Below are 14,792 nucleotides of genomic sequence, written 5' to 3' on the forward strand. Positions count from 1 at the left end.
GGTCTAACCCCGTGTTGCGGGCGCGGCGCTGGTACCCAGCAACACGCCGTAGATGATGAAACAAAGCGCCATTCCCCGGCGCAGCCAGGTACTGAACACCGCGCCCAGCGCCGCGCGGCCCATGAGCGCGCCCAAAAGCGTGAAGGTGGTGTAGCAAAGCGCGGTGATGATCAGGGCGGTGGGCATGATCACCCCCATCTGCTGCCAGATCGGCACATCCGGCTGCACGAATTGCGAGAATGCCGCAAGGTAGCCCGCGACGCTTTTGGGGTTGAGCGTCGCGACGGCCAGCGCATGCAGATAGACATGACGTGCCGGGCGCACGGCCGTGGGCACGGGTTTGGCGGCGTTGCGCCAGCCCCGGATGCCCAGCCAGATCAGGAACCCGGCGCCTGCAAGCTTGGCCACCAGGAACAGGGTGGGCGAGGCTGTGATCAGCGCCGTCACCCCCAGTGCGGACAGCAGTAGAAAGACGCTGGCCTGGGTCAGGATCGCCAGCACCCCCAGCAGCGCCTTGCCAAAGGGCAGGCTCATCCCGTTCGAGATGCAGTTGACCGCGTTCGGCCCCGGCGTGGCGGCGAACAGGATCCAGAACAGCGCGAAAATGGTCCAGGCCTCGAAGCTCATGACCGCGCCCTCAATAGACCGGCGGGGCGATCACCCAGACGGCCACGGCGGGCTCGTCATGGGGATTGGCCCATTGATAGGGTTCATGGCGGATGCGGAAACTGTCGCCCGGCCCGACCGAGAACTGGCGGCCGCCGATGGTCAGCTCCAACCGCCCGGACAGCATGTATCCCACCTCTTGCGTCGGGCGGTTGGCCGGGGTCTGCATTCGCGACTGCGGCGCAAAAGTGGAATGCACCATCTCGAAATCGTCGGTCAAATCCGGCGACAGCAGCTCTTCGATCAGCCCCTCTTCGCCGGAACCCATCGGGCGCCGCGCGCCTGCCCGCACCACGTATCCCTGTTCCTCGGCCGGGGCGGCGGCATGGGCAAACAGCATCGACATCGGCACGCCCAGGCAACCCGCGATCTGGCGCAGGTCCGAGATCGAGGGTTCGGACATGTCGCGCTCTACCTGGCTGAGCCAGCCGACCGAGCGCCCGAGCCGCGCCGCGATCTCGCTCAGCGTCAGGCCGCGCGCCTTGCGCAGAGCGCGCAGATCGGCGCCAAGCGTCGCGCTGGACGGGGCTTGCGTATTCACCGGCGCCTCCCAAGCTTCGTGAAAAATCTTCTTCGAATTTCATGATGACGCGATTCTCGTGAAATTCTCAACAAAAATTTCACGAACCATCAAAGCGGCCCTTCACTTTGCTGCAAATACTTCGAGGGAGCCGTCGCTTTGCGGCGGCGGCGGCAACGCCCCCTTTTCCACCGCCGGTTCTTGCATCTCCAACCGGGCAAACGCTAAGACCCGGACCATGTGGAACGCGATCCTCTATCTCTGGGTCCTCAACGGGCTGACGGTGGCGCTGTTTGCCTGGGACAAGCTCTGTGCGCGGTGGAACCGAGGCCGGGTACCGGAACACCTGCTGCTCTGGCTGTCGGCCCTTGGCGGCAGCCCGGCAGCGCTGCTGTCGCGGTGGCTGTTCCGGCACAAGACCCGCAAGCAGCCCTTTGGTCGCTGGCTGTGGTCGATCGTGCTGTTTCAGATCACCGCCCTGGTGATCCTACTGGGCAAAGACCTGCTCTAGGATCGCGCCCAGCGCTTCGGCATCGGCAACCGTAAAGGCATCCGGCAGGTCACTGTCGATATCGAACACCGCAATCAGCGCGCCGGTCCGGCCAAACACCGGCAGCACCAGTTCCGACCGGGTCGAAGAGGCACATGCGATATGGCCGGGGAAGGCATCAACGTCAGGAACCAGCTGCACCTCACCGGTGCTCGCCGCGGCACCACAGACGCCCTTGTCAAAGGGGATGCGCAAACAGCCGTGACCGCCCTGATAGGGGCCGATCTTGAGCACTCCGGGCTCGGTCACCCGGTAGAAGCCGGTCCAGTTGAACCGATCATCTGAATGATGCACCTCGCAGGTGACCGTCGCCATCAGCGCCACCGGATCGGTCTCGCCCTCGGTGAGGGCGGCGATGGTCTTGGCGAGGCTGGGGTAATCGACGGTCATGGCAAGGCTCCGCTGGGTGTGGCGTGAAACAAGCCTATCGCGTGGCGCGTGGTCAAAGGCAAGAGGCGCGCTAGCCCAGCAGGCGGCACAGATGCGTGACCGCCGCCGCGCCACGTGCCTGGCACGCAGCCTCGGATGGCGCAGGCAGGCGCCCGATCACCCGGCGGATCTGCTGGTCGCCCACCAGCAGGTCGAGGTAAAGGCCCGCCGCCGCCCCGGCATCGTCGAAGTGCAGCAGGCCCTCGGCCCGCGCCGCCTCCAGCACCTGCACGATCAGCGGCATCACGCTGTCACGCCCCGATTGCGCAATAAGCCCGCCCAACTCGCCGCTTGGGTCGGCGGCAGCGGCGCGGTTCAGTGCCACCGCCCGGTCGCCCAGCAAGAGAGACAGCAGCCGCGGCCCCAGCGCGGTCAGGGTATCGCGGGGCGGGCGGGCTGCGGCCAGATCGGCCTCGAGCTGCGCGCGCACCTCGGCGGCGTTGCGGATCACCAGCGCCCGGAACAGGCCCTGCTTGTCGCCATACCAGCTATAGAGCGTCTCGTTCGAGGCGCGCGCCAGCCGGGCGATGCCCTGCATCGAGGTACCCGCATAGCCCTTTTGTTCGAGAAGGGTATAGGCCGCTTCCTCGATCTGCTGCTGGCGCTCGGCGCGGCTGTCGTCCTTCATCGGGTTTCCTTTCGCTTGACCCGCACCGTAATCTTTATTACGGATATTCGCAACCGTAATCTCCATTACGCCTTTCGGTAACTCATTCAGGAGAAAGACATGACTCAGACCGATCGCCCCTGCCTTGCCGCCCTCGTGATACTGATCCTGTTGCAGCTGATCATGCTGTTTTCGCTTTTTGCCGGGGTGCCGCCGCACCCGCCCATTGCAACGCCGCTCTTTGGCATCGGGCCGTTCATCGGCGCCTCGGTCTCGGCGGCGATTGCGGCGATTGTGCTGGGTGAGAGTCGCGCCGCGCGGGTGCTGGCCCTGCTCGCCGTTTTGGGCGCGCTGGTCTCGTTCGGGCCGCAGAAATACCTCGACCCGCAGTTCCCGCTGATCTGGCCCGCCGTGATCGCTGCACAACTGGCCGCGATCACGGTGCTGGTGCGCCTGCTCCCGGCCCTGTCACGGCAAGACGCCTGAGACGCGCCGGATCGCTCCGGCGCGCCACTTTTCCAAAGGGTCAGACCCGCTCAATGGCGATGGCGGTGCCTTCGCCGCCGCCGATGCAGATCGCAGCGACCCCGCGTTTCAGCCCGCGCTTTTCCAATGCGTTGAGCAGCGTCACCATGATCCGCGCGCCCGAGGCGCCGATCGGGTGGCCCAGCGCGCAGGCGCCGCCATTGACGTTCACCTTGTCGCGGGACAGGCCCATTTCATGCATGAAGGCCATCGGCACCACGGCGAATGCCTCGTTGACCTCCCACAGGTCCACGTCCTCGACGCTCCAGCCGATATTGGCGAGCAGCTTCTTCGCGGCCGGAACCGGGGCGGTGGTGAACCAGCCCGGCGCCTGGGCATGGCTGGCGTGCCCCAGGATGCGGGCGCGCACGGTCAGGCCCTGGGCAGCGGCGGCCTCGGCCGAGGCCAGCACCAGGGCCGCAGCGCCGTCCGAGATCGATGAGGCATTGGCCGCGGTCACGGTGCCATCCTTGCGGAAGGCGGGTTTCAGTGTCGGGATCTTGTCGGGCCGGGCGCTTTTGGGTTGTTCGTCGGCATCGGTCACCACCTCACCCTTGCGGGTCTTGACGGTGACGGCGGCAATCTCGCCGTCAAAGGCGCCCGAGGCCTGGGCCTCGAGCGCGTTTTGCAGCGAGCGCAGCGCATACTCGTCCTGCGCCTCGCGGGTGAACTGGTAATGTTCGGCGCAATCCTCGGCAAAGGTGCCCATCAGGCGGCCCTTGTCATAGGCGTCCTCCAACCCGTCGAGGAACATGTGGTCGATCACCTGACCATGGCCGATGCGGGCGCCGCCGCGCATCTTGGGCAGCAGGTAGGGTGCATTCGACATGCTATCCATCCCGCCCGCGATCATTGTGCCGGTCTGGCCCAGAGCGATCTGGTCAAAGGCGATCATCGCCGCCTTCATGCCCGAGCCGCACATCTTGTTGAGCGTGGTGGCGGGCACCTCTTCGCCCAGGCCCCCGGCGAAGCCTGCCTGGCGTGCAGGCGCCTGTCCCTGACCGGCGGGCAGGACGCAGCCCATCAGCACCTCGTCCACGGTGGCGGCCCCTGCCCCGGCCAGCGCGGCGCGAATCGCGGCGCCGCCCAGTTCGGCGGCACTGACACCGTCATACATGCCCTGAAACCCGCCCATCGGTGTGCGCGCGGCACCGGCGATGACAACTTCTTTCATCCTGTCCTCCTGAGGAAAGCCCTGCGCCTGAATACCGAATGGTAAGAATTGCCGTCTACCCTCGTGCGGCGAAAAGTAGCCACCCGAGGAGTGGGAGTATGAGTCTGACCAGCACCGTCGACGGTGACACACGGGTGATCACCGTGAATGTGGAGCGAATAGATGCCGCCATGGCAATCCAGTTCAAAGAGGACATGCGCAGCGAAACCGAAGAGGGGCCCGATCGCGTGGTTCTCGACCTCTCGCAGGTCACGTTCATCGATTCGAGCGGGCTGGGCGCCATCGTCGCCTCGATGAAACAACTGGGCGGCAACCGGCGGCTGGACCTCGCCGGGTTGACCCCGGTCGTGGACAAGGTGTTTCGCCTGACCCGCATGGATACCGTGTTCAATCTGTTCACAACGCTTGATGACGCTTTGGCGGCAAGCCCAAAGTAACCTGCCCGGGGAGGTTGGCACCGTGCAGTTCAACGCGAATCGGCAAGGCTTTGCTCTGAATTTCCGGGCCACCGAGATGGAGGCCAGGGAGGGCATTCGCGCGGTTGCGACCCAGCTGCGCCAGCGCGGCTTGTCCGAAGACCGGGCCGGCGACGTCGAAATCGCTTTGGCCGAAGCGATCAACAATGTCGTCGAACATGCCTATGCCGATATCGAGCCCGGTCAGGTCCGTATCCGGTGCCAGATGCGCGACGACAAGCTGCTGATCCGGATCTCCGACCAGGGGCGCCCGCTGCCCGACGGCCAATTACCCAAGGGCGAACCGGCCAATGTCGAGACCGATCCGGCCGACCTGCCCGAAGGGGGCTTTGGCTGGTTCCTGATCCGGCAACTGGTCAGCGAAATCCGCTATGAACGGCGCCAGAACAGCAATCTGCTGTCGCTGCGGTTCGACCTGCCAAAGGTATCGTGACCAAAAGCGAGCGCGCCACAATCTTGCCCCAATCACTCCGAACTCATGCCGCAATGACCGGTCAGAAAAGAACCTGTAGCTGCATATGGCTTCCCTCGGCGTTGCGCGTTACAGCCCCCACCCAGTGCGCGGCGCCGAGGACTACTCTCCCCACATTCCCTCCTGAAAACCACCCGTTGTGCCGCGCAACTTTTGGCAAGGAGTTTCTGTCCAACAACAGAAATTCCAAGGTTACCTGATGCTAGGACCAAGTCAGTGCCTTTCCAATAGCGGCGCCAAGGTCTTCTGGGTTTTCCAAACCCATTGAATGACCGGCCCTGGGCACCACATCAGTTCAGATACCGTTTTCGGGCAACACATCGGCATCAGGGTTGGGGAGAGACCGTTCTCCGAAGATGTAACTCTTCGATGCCCCGTGCTTGTAAAGGAGATCACGCCAGTTGGATGCCGACCCTTCAACAAAGGATTTTGCGCCCCGATAAACGGATCCGGGATCGCTAAGGCGCAGAGTCGCAGCCCATTGTGGATCACCGGACGCGCTCGAACTCTTCACCGTTTGCATGTGTTTTTCGTGGACGTAGCTCTCTTCATCTCGACTGGCGATATCAAGACTGAATTGACCGCCCCTTATCAAGATTGGCTTCGGATAAAACCAAGCGCCTAACGCGATCTTTGAGCAAAGTGGCCGCTTCAACGGCAACCGTACCGCCCAGACTATGCCCGTAGAGATCGACGACATCAAAGCCAAGGTGCTCTACCGGTTCAAAAATGACCTGGGCATGGTCTTCACGGGTGGCCTCAATCGCTGTTTACCGATCAAACTACACGCACTTGAGGAAGCAGCGACCAACCGCAGCGCAAAATCGCTGCTACTGCCAAAACTCATACGTCTGTATCACCGGTGGAATCGACCCATTTGCGCCATCGCCGGATTGATTTCCCGCGCCCGCCCCCTAGTGTCGCCATACCACTAGGGAGACATCGATATGCGCGATTTTCACCTGCCCGGACGTTCGCCGACCTATGCCACCGAGGGGATGTGCGCCACCTCGCACCCGCTTGCGGCGCAGGTTGCGCTCGATCTGCTCAAACGCGGCGGCAACGCGATGGATGCCGCATTGGCCGCCGGTCTGGTGCTGGGCATCTGCGAGCCTCAGATGACCGGGATCGGCGGGGATTGTTTCGTGCTTTATTCCCGGGCGGGCGAGGATCAGATCCGCGCCCTGAACGGCTCGGGCCGCGCCGCCGCCGGCGCCTCTGCGGCTGCCCTGCGCGAACAGGGGCTGGATCGCGTTCCGCTTGGCAGCCCCCATGCGGTGACCATCCCTGGCGCCATCGACGCCTTTTGCCACCTGGCCGAAACCGAGGGGCGGCTGGGCCTCGACACTCTGCTGCAACCCGCGATCCATTATGCCGAGCGCGGCGTTCCGGTGGCCCCGCGCGTGGCCTTTGACTGGGCGCGAGAGGCGGGCACATTGCAGGGCGCGGCCCGCCACCACTATCTGCTGGACGGGCGCGCACCGGTCACTGGTCAGGTCTTTGCCGCGCCCGGACAGGCCGAGGTGCTGCGCCGCATTGCGCGCCTCGGGCGCGACGGGTTCTATACCGGCGAGGTGGCCGAGGACATGCTGGCGGCACTGAACGCCCTGGGTGGCCCGCACCGGGCCGAGGATTTCGGCGCCACCGCCTGCACCCCGACCGAGCCGATCTCGGGCACCTACAAATCGACGGAACTGGTGGAACATCCGCCCAACGGACAGGGCGCGACCGCGATCCTGCTGCTCAACATCCTGTCGCAGTTCGACATCGCGGCGATGGACCCGCTGGGCGCCGCGCGCATCCATATCGAGGCCGAGGCGGCCAAGCTGGCCTATGACGCGCGCAACCGGTTCCTCGCCGATCCCGACCATACCGACCGGCTGGATCACATGCTGGCCCCGGAAACGGCAGCGCGTCTGGCGGCACTGATCGACCCGAAACGCGCCATGGCCGCTGCAGCACCCCTGACCGAGGCGGTGCACAAGGACACGATCTATATCACCGTCGTTGACCGTGACCGCATGGCGGTGTCGCTGATCTATTCGATCTTCCATGGCTTCGGGTCGGGCATCGCCTCGGAGAAATTCGGCATCCTGCTGCAGAACCGCGGCGCTGGCTTTACCCTGCAAGCGGGCCACCCGAACGAGATGGCGGGCGGCAAGCGGCCGATGCACACCATCATCCCGGGCATGCTGCGCGAGGGGCCCGGCACCTTGACGCCCTTTGGCGTGATGGGCGGTGCCTATCAGCCGGTGGGCCATGCGCGCTTTGCCTCGAACCTGGTCGATTTCGGGATGGATCCGCAGACGGCCATCGACGCCCCGCGCGCCTTTGCCGATGCGGGCGTGCTGAAACTGGAACGCGGATACCCGGACGCGGTGCGCCAGACACTTGCCGACATGGGCCACAAGGTGGTCACGCCCGAGGTCCCGCTGGGCGGCGCACAGGCGATCCGCATCCGCGCCGATGGCGTGCTGGAAGCCGCCAGCGACGCACGCAAGGACGGTTGCGCGCTGGGGTATTGAGCCCCGCGCGCGCCGCGCCGCCTAGTTTAACTGGAAGTGCAAGGGATAGGTTCCATCCTGGAACGGCCCGAACATGTCGGGAATATCCGGATGATCCACCGGCTCGCCGGAATAGTCGGCGATCAGGTTCTGCTCGGACACATAGGCCACATAGTAGCTCTGGTCGTTCTCGGCGAGCAGGTGGTAGAACGGTTGCTCTTTGAGCGGCCGGCTATCCTCGGGGATAGCCTGGTACCACTCTTCGGTGTTGGCAAATTGTGGATCCACATCGAACACAACACCCCGGAACGGGTGTTTGCGATGACGGACCACTTGCCCCAAATGATATTTGGCGTGTGATTTCATCATTGTCATTTCAGCCCCTGGTGCAATTAGTACCGTCAACCGCCGTCCGGTGTCCAACAATTGATCGAAAATTAAGGGAAACAGTCTGTGAACCTTGCCGTAACAGTGCTTGAAATCGTCGCACCCGTCTTTCTGTTGGCCGCCGTCGGGTTCGGCTGGGTGCGGATGGGATTCGAGTACAGGCTGCAATTCGTTACCCGGCTGGGAACCATGCTGGCCGTGCCCTGCCTGATCTTCGTCGCGCTGATGAAGACCGAGATTCCGGGCGGTGATCTCAGCCGCTTCACCCTGGCCTCGGCGCTGGCGATTCTGGCGCTGACCGTGGTGTTTGGCCTGATCGTGCGGTTCAGCGGGCTGGACCGGCGCACCTATCTGCCGCCGCTTCTGTTCGGCAATACCGGCAATCTGGGACTGCCGCTGTGCATGTTCGCCTTCGGGATCGAAGGGTTGAGCTATGCGGTGGTGTTCTTTTCGCTCAGCGCCCTGTGGTCGTTCTCCTATGGAATCCACGTGGTCGCGGGACAGGGATCGCTGTCCAAGGTTGTGCGAGAGCCGATGGTCTGGGCGACGCTGCTGGGGGCGCTGTTTCTGAGCCAGGATTGGCAGACCCCGCGCTTTCTGACCAATGCGCTCGAACTGATCGGCCAGATGGCGGTGCCGCTGATGCTGATCACCCTGGGCGTTGCAATGGCCCGCCTGTCGATCCGCCGGATCGGCCAGGCACTTGGGCTGTCGCTGTTGAAACTGGCAATCTGTTTCCCGGTGGGCTGGCTGGTGGCGCAAGGGTTCGGGCTGAGCGGCCCGGCGCTTGGGGTGCTGGTGGTGCAGATGTCGGTCCCCGCGGCGGTCTCGGCCTATCTGCTGGCCGAGCGGTTCGGCGCCGATGCGGATGCCGTGGCCGGCATGGTCATGGTCTCGACGCTGCTGGCGGTCGGCGCTTTGCCTCTGGTTCTGGCGGCCGTGCTCTAGCGAATGTGATTCCATCGCCCCCCTGAATGCGTTAGAATGCCAGAAAAAAGGCAAGAGGCAGATGAGCAGATCTCTTTGCGCGCTGGTTGCGGTGCTGTTGCTGGTATCGTGCAGCGGTGGGTCGAAAAACCCGCCGCGCAATCTGGATGATGCATGCAGCATCGCAGGCGAGCGCCCCGAATACATCAAGGCGTTCAAGCAGACAGAACGCAAATGGGGCGTGCCGGTGCATGTCCAGATGTCGACCATCTATTACGAAAGCCGGTATCGCGCCGATGCGCGCACGCCGCATCAATTCGTGCTGGGCGTCATTCCGGTTGGCCGGCAAAGCAGCGCCTATGGCTACAGCCAGGCACTGGACGGAACCTGGGACCAGTATCGCAAAGAAACCGGGCGGCGCGGCGCCAAGCGTGACCGGATCAAGGACGCGTCGGATTTCATCGGCTGGTATATGAACAAGACCCGCGAGCGTAACGGCATCGCTCTGGGGGATGCGCGCAACCAGTATCTGGCCTATCACGAGGGGCATACGGGCTATGCCCGGGGCAGCCACAACGGCAAGTCCTGGCTGCTGCGTACTGCCGACGATGTGGCCGCACGCGCGAACATGTACCAGCGGCAGCTGTCAAGCTGCCGCCGCTACCGGGGCTGACGGGTCCGTTTTTTGCAACCGCTCAGCGGTTGACCGAGACGCCCGGCTGACCGTCGATGAACAGATTCTGATTCAGGCTGTTGCCCTTGGTCAGCTGGCCCAGAATCACCGTGGTGCGCGACCCGGCGCCATCATGGATCACCCATTTGCGCAGCTCTACCGGGTCGCCGGTAAAGCTGAGTTCGATACGCCCGTAATCGGGGTTCTCGGGGTCCTGTGCGGTGACCACGGTGGCGGTGCCGTCAAAGGCGTGCCCAACCACCATATTGGCGCGGTCCAGATCCACGGTCCGCGCCAGCACGATCGACAGGGGCGTGCGGTTCAACGGGTATTGCTCGGGCGGCTGGTTCGACTTGGGGTCGTGGATGATCACGGTGCCGCCCTTGGCCAGAACCACCGAACGGTCGGGCGGGTCGTATTCGAACCGCATCCGGCCGGGCCGGTGCAGCCACAACTTGCCGGTGCTCAGCGAGCCGTCATCGTTGATCTGGGTGAACGTTGTCTGAACGGTTTTCAGGCCGTTCAGATAGGTCGATATCTCGGCCAGGGGCAGCTTGTCCGCCGCCCAGGCCGCCGGCGCGACCAGGGTCAGCGCAAGAGCGAGTGCAATCCGTTTCATGTCACCCCAGATAAGCATTCGCCCGGCGCCGGAAAAGATCACCCCTGCTCCGGCACCAGGATTTCGCGTTTGCCGACGTGATTTGCCGAAGAAACAACGCCTTCGTCCTCCATCTGCTCGACCAGCCGGGCGGCCTTGTTGTAGCCGATGGCAAGTTTCCGCTGAATGTAGGAGGTCGAACATTTGCGGTCCTTGATCACGATGGCCACGGCAGCGTCATAAAGCGCGTCCTCGCCATCGGTGTTGCCGCCGGTATTCAACCCCAGCACCGCGTCGATATTGTCGGCCTTGTCGTCATCGGGGCCTTCGACCACGCCGCCGATATAGTCGGGCGGACCGAACTGTTTCAGATGGTTGACGATCTCCTCGACCTCTTCGTCGCTGACAAAGGGGCCATGGCAGCGGGTGATCTTGGCCCCGCCCGCCATATACAGCATGTCGCCCTGCCCCAGCAGCTGTTCGGCACCCATCTCGCCAAGGATGGTGCGGCTGTCGATCTTTGACGTCACCTGGAAGCTGATCCGGGTGGGGAAGTTGGCCTTGATGGTGCCGGTGATCACATCGACCGAGGGGCGCTGGGTCGCCATGATCAGGTGAATACCCGATGCCCGCGCCATCTGGGCCAGACGCTGGATGCAGGCCTCGATCTCTTTGCCCGCCACCATCATCAGGTCGGCCATCTCGTCGACGATGACAACGATGAAGGGCAGCACCTCGGGCGCGAATTCTTCGGTCTCGAACACGGGTTCTCCGGTGTCGTCATCGAATCCGGTCTGCACCGTGCGGCTGAACATCTCGCCCTTGGCCAGCGCCTCGCGGACGCGGCCGTTGAAACCCTCGATATTGCGGACGCCCATCTTGGACATCTTGCGATAGCGGTCCTCCATCTCGCCCACCACCCATTTCAGGGCAACAACGGCCTTTTTCGGGTCGGTCACAACCGGAGAGAGGAGATGCGGAATACCGTCATAGACGGAAAGCTCCAGCATCTTGGGGTCGATCATGATCAGCCGGCATTCGGCCGGCGTCAGCTTGTAGAGCAGGCTGAGGATCATCGTGTTGATCGCCACCGATTTCCCCGAACCGGTGGTGCCCGCGATCAGCAGGTGGGGCATCTTGGCGAGGTTGGCCACGACCGAATCGCCACCGATATCCTTGCCCAGCGCCAGCGGCAGGCTCATGTTGCTGTCGCCGAAATCACGGCTGGCGAGGATTTCGCGCAGTACCACCTTTTCGCGATGCTCATTGGGCAGTTCGATACCGATGACCGAGCGGCCCGGCACGGTCGAGACACGTGCGGAAAGTGCCGACATCGAGCGTGCGATATCGTCGGCCAGACCGATGACGCGGCTGGCCTTGAGGCCCGGCGCCGGTTCCAGCTCGTACATGGTGACCACCGGGCCGGGGCGGACCGAGACGATTTCGCCCTTGACGCCGTAATCGTCCAGCACGTTTTCCAGCATGCGCGCGTTCTCCTCGAGCGCCTCGTCGCTGAGGTGATGGCGCTGGATGCTGGTGGGGTTGGAGAGCAGGTTCAGCGGCGGCAGTTCGAAGGCAACCGACGACTCCTCGAAGGCAAGCGTAGGCTGCGCCTCGGCCTGAGCGCGGCGCGAGGGCACCGGGTTGCGCCGCACCGGCTGCGCCACCACCGGCTTGCGCGGTTGGGCGGCCGGGATGTTGGGCATCGGTTGCGGTTGCGGTGTGGGGGCCGCCTGATACGGCTCGGCGTCGTCCGTGGGCAGGGGGTCGGGCTCGAACCGCTCCTCCAGTTCCCAATCCTGGTCGAATTCCTCTGTCGGCATCGCCCGGAAACCCGCGGCTTGAGACATGTCCGGGAAGGCAGAGGGCACGGTCGTGACCGGCGCATGCTGCTCCGGGGCCGCCTGGACCGGGGCCTGTACTTGAGTTGCCTGCGGGGCCCGCGCGGCGGTCACCGGCGGCTCGGCGGGCAGGTCGCCCCGGCGGCGGGTGTCCAGCAGCAGCGGATCGGGACCGCGCCCGCGACCCTTGGTCAGCGGGCGCTGCGGATCGGGCGGCGGCGCGACGACGCCCGCAGCCTCCTTGCGGCTGCGCACGACCGCGGCGATCTTTGAGGCGATACGCTCGGTTCCCGGCATGACGTCATAGCCCTGCACCGGCTCGGGTTCGATCAGCTCGGGCTGCGGCATCGGCTCGGACCGGCGGATCAGTGCCGGCATCCGGGCCAGCAGGCCCGGTTTGGGTTGCGGTGCGGGTTCGGGGAAATCGTCTTCTTCGACCAGAGCCTCGGCATAGGCCGCCTCTTCGGCCATCCTGGCCTCTTCGGCGGCGCGCCTCGACGCTTCGCGCCGCTCGGCACGCAGCGCCTGCCGCGCCCGCGCAGCAGCGACCCCGGCCGATGCGCCCCGGCCCAGCAGGGTCATCACCCCGCCATAGACCAGGATCGCGCCCACCATCGCATGGCGCAGACCACGCCGGATCTCGGGCCAGGTGAAGCCCAGCACAAAAGCCGCCATCGTCAGCATGACCACGGCCATGGCCAGCGACGTCAGCTTGACCATCAGATGCGAGCCGAGCGGAACCAGCGTCAGCAGCGCCCCCATCACGGTGTCGCCAAACAGACCGCCCAGGCCGAAACTGTGGGTCGCGCGCCAGGTCTCGCCGGGGACCAGGGTCGCAGCATAGACCGACACCACCGCGATCCAGATCGGCATGAAGACCAGCCGGCCAATGGCCCGGTCCTCGCCCGAATGCAGGGCAAAGCGCAGGCCCCAGGCGATCAGCACCAACGGGATGCCCCAGGCACCGCCCCCGACGATCATGAACAGTGGCGCCGCGATCGACGCACCGATCCGTCCGGTCCAGTTCTGCACCGGCGCATCGGTCGACACCATCCAGTTGGGATCGTCGGGCGTATAGGTGCCCACCATCGCCGCCGCGAGCAGGCCCAGCACGATCAGCGCCAGTCCCAGCAATTCCTTCCCGCGCCGCTCGATCGCGGCCTGCATGTTGCTGTCCAGAAGTGGATCGCGACTGCGTGCGTGATATGATGCCATGCTACCCTCGAACCTCAGCGATAGATGCAGTCGCGTAGGGCGATGAGCCCGCGCTGCAAGTCTTGTTTTGGGGCCACCATCGCGACCCTGATATATGTCTCTCCGGGATTCTGCCCCGGTTTACCCTGTGCCAGATAGGCGCCGGGCAGCACCCGGACACCGGTTTCGCGCCATGCCTTGAGCGATGCCGCCTCACCGTCATCGACCGGCAGCCACAGGAAGAACCCAGCCTCGGGCGGCTGATAGCCCTGCACCCCGGCAAAGACCTGATCGGCCAGCGCGTATTTCTCCTGATAGAGCGCACGGTTCTCCGCCACATGCGCCTCATCCGCCCAGACCCGGGCGGCGGCGGCCTGCAACGGACCGGGCAGCGGCGCGCCGGAATAGTTGCGCAACTGCTTGACATGTTTCAGCGTTTCCGGGCCGCCCGCGATCAGGCCCGAGCGCAAACCCGCCAGGTTCGAGCGTTTCGACAGAGAGTTGAACAGCACCACCCGTTCGGGATCGGCGCCCATCTCCTGCGCGACGCTCAGCGCCCCTGCCGGGGCTTCCTCGCGATAGATCTCGGAGTAGCACTCGTCAGCGAAAATGCGGAAATCGTATTGTTCGGCCAGTCCGATCAACTCGGCCCAATATTCGCGGCTAGCCACTGCGCCCTGCGGGTTGGCGGGCGAGCAGATATAGGCCACGGCGGTGCGGTTCAGCACCTCGACCGGCAGGCTGGCGTAATCTGGCAGATGGCCGGTGGCGGCGGTTGCGGGCACAAAATGCGGCTCGGCCCCGACTGAAATCGCAGCCACCATATAGACCTGATAGAACGGGTTCGGACACAGCACGATGGGCCGCTGACCGTTCTTCTGTTCTGGGCAGAGCGCCATCGCCGCGTTGTATAGCCCCTCGCGCGTGCCGTTCAGCGCCATCACGTTTTTCTCAGGGTCGAGCGTCACGCCATAGCGGCGCGCGATCCAGTCCGTGATCGCGCCGCGCAGCTCGGGCGAGCCTTCGTTCGGCGGGTAGCTTTGGAACAAATGGGCGTTTTCGACGATGACATCCGTGACCCAGGCCGGAAACGCGTGCTTGGGCTCGCCAATGGTCATATGCACAACCTCGCCGCCCGCCGGATGGTGGTCGAGCAGCGCACGCAGGCGCGGGAATGCATAGGCCGGTAGGTTCGAGAACCGCTCGGGGAAATTCATCTGGTCTGCCTCGTGTCGGGATCATGAGCGCC

17 protein-coding genes are annotated in these 14,792 nt (G+C 64.5%); 7 read left to right on the forward strand and 10 right to left on the reverse strand.

Going from position 1 to position 14,792, the window contains the following annotated elements:
• Positions 1-3: 3 nt before the first annotated feature.
• Both SPO_RS17225 and SPO_RS17230 read right to left on the reverse strand, forming a co-directional pair.
• Positions 4-627 carry a LysE family translocator gene (locus SPO_RS17225; RefSeq protein WP_011049085.1) on the reverse strand — a complete coding sequence of 208 codons (624 nt, stop codon included), beginning with the start codon at positions 625-627 and terminating at the stop codon, positions 4-6.
• A 10-nt stretch (positions 628-637) separates the two neighbouring features.
• On the reverse strand, positions 638-1,207 hold the full coding sequence (locus tag SPO_RS17230) for a helix-turn-helix domain-containing protein (protein ID WP_011049086.1): 570 nt from the start codon (positions 1,205-1,207) through the stop codon (positions 638-640).
• A gap of 217 nt (positions 1,208-1,424) precedes the next feature.
• Here SPO_RS17230 and SPO_RS17235 point away from each other — a divergent pair, with 217 nt between their 5' ends.
• On the forward strand, positions 1,425-1,697 hold the full coding sequence (locus SPO_RS17235) for a DUF1294 domain-containing protein (RefSeq protein WP_011049087.1): 273 nt from the start codon (positions 1,425-1,427) through the stop codon (positions 1,695-1,697).
• Here the strand turns inward: SPO_RS17235 and SPO_RS17240 are convergent.
• Positions 1,674-2,126, reverse strand: a complete 453-nt coding sequence (locus SPO_RS17240; protein ID WP_011049088.1) for a GAF domain-containing protein — start codon at positions 2,124-2,126, stop codon at positions 1,674-1,676. The genes SPO_RS17235 and SPO_RS17240 overlap by 24 nt on opposite strands.
• A gap of 70 nt (positions 2,127-2,196) precedes the next feature.
• The gene (locus SPO_RS17245) at positions 2,197-2,793 is read right to left on the reverse strand and encodes a TetR/AcrR family transcriptional regulator (RefSeq protein ID WP_011049089.1); all 597 of its coding nucleotides are present in this window, start codon (positions 2,791-2,793) and stop codon (positions 2,197-2,199) included.
• Between the two features lie 99 nt (positions 2,794-2,892).
• On the opposite strand from SPO_RS17245, the gene SPO_RS17250 reads away from it, so the two are divergent.
• The gene (locus tag SPO_RS17250) at positions 2,893-3,258 is read left to right on the forward strand and encodes a hypothetical protein (protein ID WP_011049090.1); all 366 of its coding nucleotides are present in this window, start codon (positions 2,893-2,895) and stop codon (positions 3,256-3,258) included.
• A gap of 40 nt (positions 3,259-3,298) precedes the next feature.
• Here SPO_RS17250 and SPO_RS17255 read toward each other — a convergent pair whose 3' ends face one another.
• Positions 3,299-4,471 carry an acetyl-CoA C-acyltransferase gene (locus tag SPO_RS17255; RefSeq protein ID WP_011049091.1) on the reverse strand — a complete coding sequence of 391 codons (1,173 nt, stop codon included), beginning with the start codon at positions 4,469-4,471 and terminating at the stop codon, positions 3,299-3,301.
• Between the two features lie 98 nt (positions 4,472-4,569).
• On the opposite strand from SPO_RS17255, the gene SPO_RS17260 reads away from it, so the two are divergent.
• On the forward strand, positions 4,570-4,908 hold the full coding sequence (locus SPO_RS17260; RefSeq protein ID WP_011049092.1) for an STAS domain-containing protein: 339 nt from the start codon (positions 4,570-4,572) through the stop codon (positions 4,906-4,908).
• Between the two features lie 22 nt (positions 4,909-4,930).
• Positions 4,931-5,380 (forward strand): ATP-binding protein, encoded by a 450-nt coding sequence (locus SPO_RS17265; protein ID WP_011049093.1) that lies wholly within the window; start codon positions 4,931-4,933, stop codon positions 5,378-5,380.
• A gap of 605 nt (positions 5,381-5,985) precedes the next feature.
• On the opposite strand, the gene SPO_RS23535 is transcribed toward SPO_RS17265, so the two are convergent.
• Complete coding sequence (locus SPO_RS23535) at positions 5,986-6,183, reverse strand: alpha/beta fold hydrolase (RefSeq protein WP_144084077.1); 198 nt, start codon at positions 6,181-6,183, stop codon at positions 5,986-5,988.
• A 183-nt stretch (positions 6,184-6,366) separates the two neighbouring features.
• Between SPO_RS23535 and SPO_RS17270 the strand changes: the two genes are divergently transcribed.
• The gene (locus SPO_RS17270; RefSeq protein WP_011049094.1) at positions 6,367-7,944 is read left to right on the forward strand and encodes a gamma-glutamyltransferase family protein; all 1,578 of its coding nucleotides are present in this window, start codon (positions 6,367-6,369) and stop codon (positions 7,942-7,944) included.
• A gap of 21 nt (positions 7,945-7,965) precedes the next feature.
• Here SPO_RS17270 and hspQ read toward each other — a convergent pair whose 3' ends face one another.
• The gene (hspQ, locus tag SPO_RS17275) at positions 7,966-8,292 is read right to left on the reverse strand and encodes a heat shock protein HspQ (protein ID WP_044028741.1); all 327 of its coding nucleotides are present in this window, start codon (positions 8,290-8,292) and stop codon (positions 7,966-7,968) included.
• Positions 8,293-8,376: 84 nt separating this feature from the next.
• Here hspQ and SPO_RS17280 point away from each other — a divergent pair, with 84 nt between their 5' ends.
• Both SPO_RS17280 and SPO_RS17285 read left to right on the forward strand, forming a co-directional pair.
• The gene (locus SPO_RS17280) at positions 8,377-9,258 is read left to right on the forward strand and encodes an AEC family transporter (RefSeq protein WP_011049096.1); all 882 of its coding nucleotides are present in this window, start codon (positions 8,377-8,379) and stop codon (positions 9,256-9,258) included.
• A gap of 61 nt (positions 9,259-9,319) precedes the next feature.
• Positions 9,320-9,910, forward strand: a complete 591-nt coding sequence (locus tag SPO_RS17285; RefSeq protein ID WP_011049097.1) for a hypothetical protein — start codon at positions 9,320-9,322, stop codon at positions 9,908-9,910.
• A 22-nt stretch (positions 9,911-9,932) separates the two neighbouring features.
• Here SPO_RS17285 and SPO_RS17290 read toward each other — a convergent pair whose 3' ends face one another.
• The 3 genes from SPO_RS17290 to SPO_RS17300 are packed head-to-tail and all read right to left on the reverse strand — an operon-like array spanning position 9,933 to position 14,760.
• The gene (locus SPO_RS17290) at positions 9,933-10,529 is read right to left on the reverse strand and encodes a LolA family protein (RefSeq protein WP_011049098.1); all 597 of its coding nucleotides are present in this window, start codon (positions 10,527-10,529) and stop codon (positions 9,933-9,935) included.
• A 38-nt stretch (positions 10,530-10,567) separates the two neighbouring features.
• On the reverse strand, positions 10,568-13,564 hold the full coding sequence (locus SPO_RS17295) for a DNA translocase FtsK (RefSeq protein WP_011049099.1): 2,997 nt from the start codon (positions 13,562-13,564) through the stop codon (positions 10,568-10,570).
• Positions 13,565-13,578: 14 nt separating this feature from the next.
• On the reverse strand, positions 13,579-14,760 hold the full coding sequence (locus tag SPO_RS17300; protein ID WP_011049100.1) for an aminotransferase class I/II-fold pyridoxal phosphate-dependent enzyme: 1,182 nt from the start codon (positions 14,758-14,760) through the stop codon (positions 13,579-13,581).
• Positions 14,761-14,792: the final 32 nt, after the last annotated feature.

The sequence above is a fragment of the Ruegeria pomeroyi DSS-3 genome (assembly GCF_000011965.2).
Lineage (GTDB): Bacteria > Pseudomonadota > Alphaproteobacteria > Rhodobacterales > Rhodobacteraceae > Ruegeria_B > Ruegeria_B pomeroyi.

Excerpts from the sequence above, each read along its gene's own strand:
- SPO_RS17290 (WP_011049098.1), bottom strand. The coding sequence starts at position 10,529 with ATGAAACGGATTGCACTCGCTCTTGCGCTGACCCTGGTCGCGCCGGCG.
- SPO_RS17260 (WP_011049092.1), top strand. The coding sequence starts at position 4,570 with ATGAGTCTGACCAGCACCGTCGACGGTGACACACGGGTGATCACCGTG.
- SPO_RS17250 (WP_011049090.1), top strand. The coding sequence starts at position 2,893 with ATGACTCAGACCGATCGCCCCTGCCTTGCCGCCCTCGTGATACTGATC.
- SPO_RS17300 (WP_011049100.1), bottom strand. The coding sequence starts at position 14,760 with ATGAATTTCCCCGAGCGGTTCTCGAACCTACCGGCCTATGCATTCCCG.
- SPO_RS17255 (WP_011049091.1), bottom strand. The coding sequence starts at position 4,471 with ATGAAAGAAGTTGTCATCGCCGGTGCCGCGCGCACACCGATGGGCGGG.
- hspQ (WP_044028741.1), bottom strand. The coding sequence starts at position 8,292 with ATGATGAAATCACACGCCAAATATCATTTGGGGCAAGTGGTCCGTCAT.
- SPO_RS17295 (WP_011049099.1), bottom strand. The coding sequence starts at position 13,564 with ATGGCATCATATCACGCACGCAGTCGCGATCCACTTCTGGACAGCAAC.
- SPO_RS17240 (WP_011049088.1), bottom strand. The coding sequence starts at position 2,126 with ATGACCGTCGATTACCCCAGCCTCGCCAAGACCATCGCCGCCCTCACC.
- SPO_RS17235 (WP_011049087.1), top strand. The coding sequence starts at position 1,425 with ATGTGGAACGCGATCCTCTATCTCTGGGTCCTCAACGGGCTGACGGTG.
- SPO_RS17245 (WP_011049089.1), bottom strand. The coding sequence starts at position 2,793 with ATGAAGGACGACAGCCGCGCCGAGCGCCAGCAGCAGATCGAGGAAGCG.
- SPO_RS17285 (WP_011049097.1), top strand. The coding sequence starts at position 9,320 with ATGAGCAGATCTCTTTGCGCGCTGGTTGCGGTGCTGTTGCTGGTATCG.
- SPO_RS17270 (WP_011049094.1), top strand. The coding sequence starts at position 6,367 with ATGCGCGATTTTCACCTGCCCGGACGTTCGCCGACCTATGCCACCGAG.
- SPO_RS17225 (WP_011049085.1), bottom strand. The coding sequence starts at position 627 with ATGAGCTTCGAGGCCTGGACCATTTTCGCGCTGTTCTGGATCCTGTTC.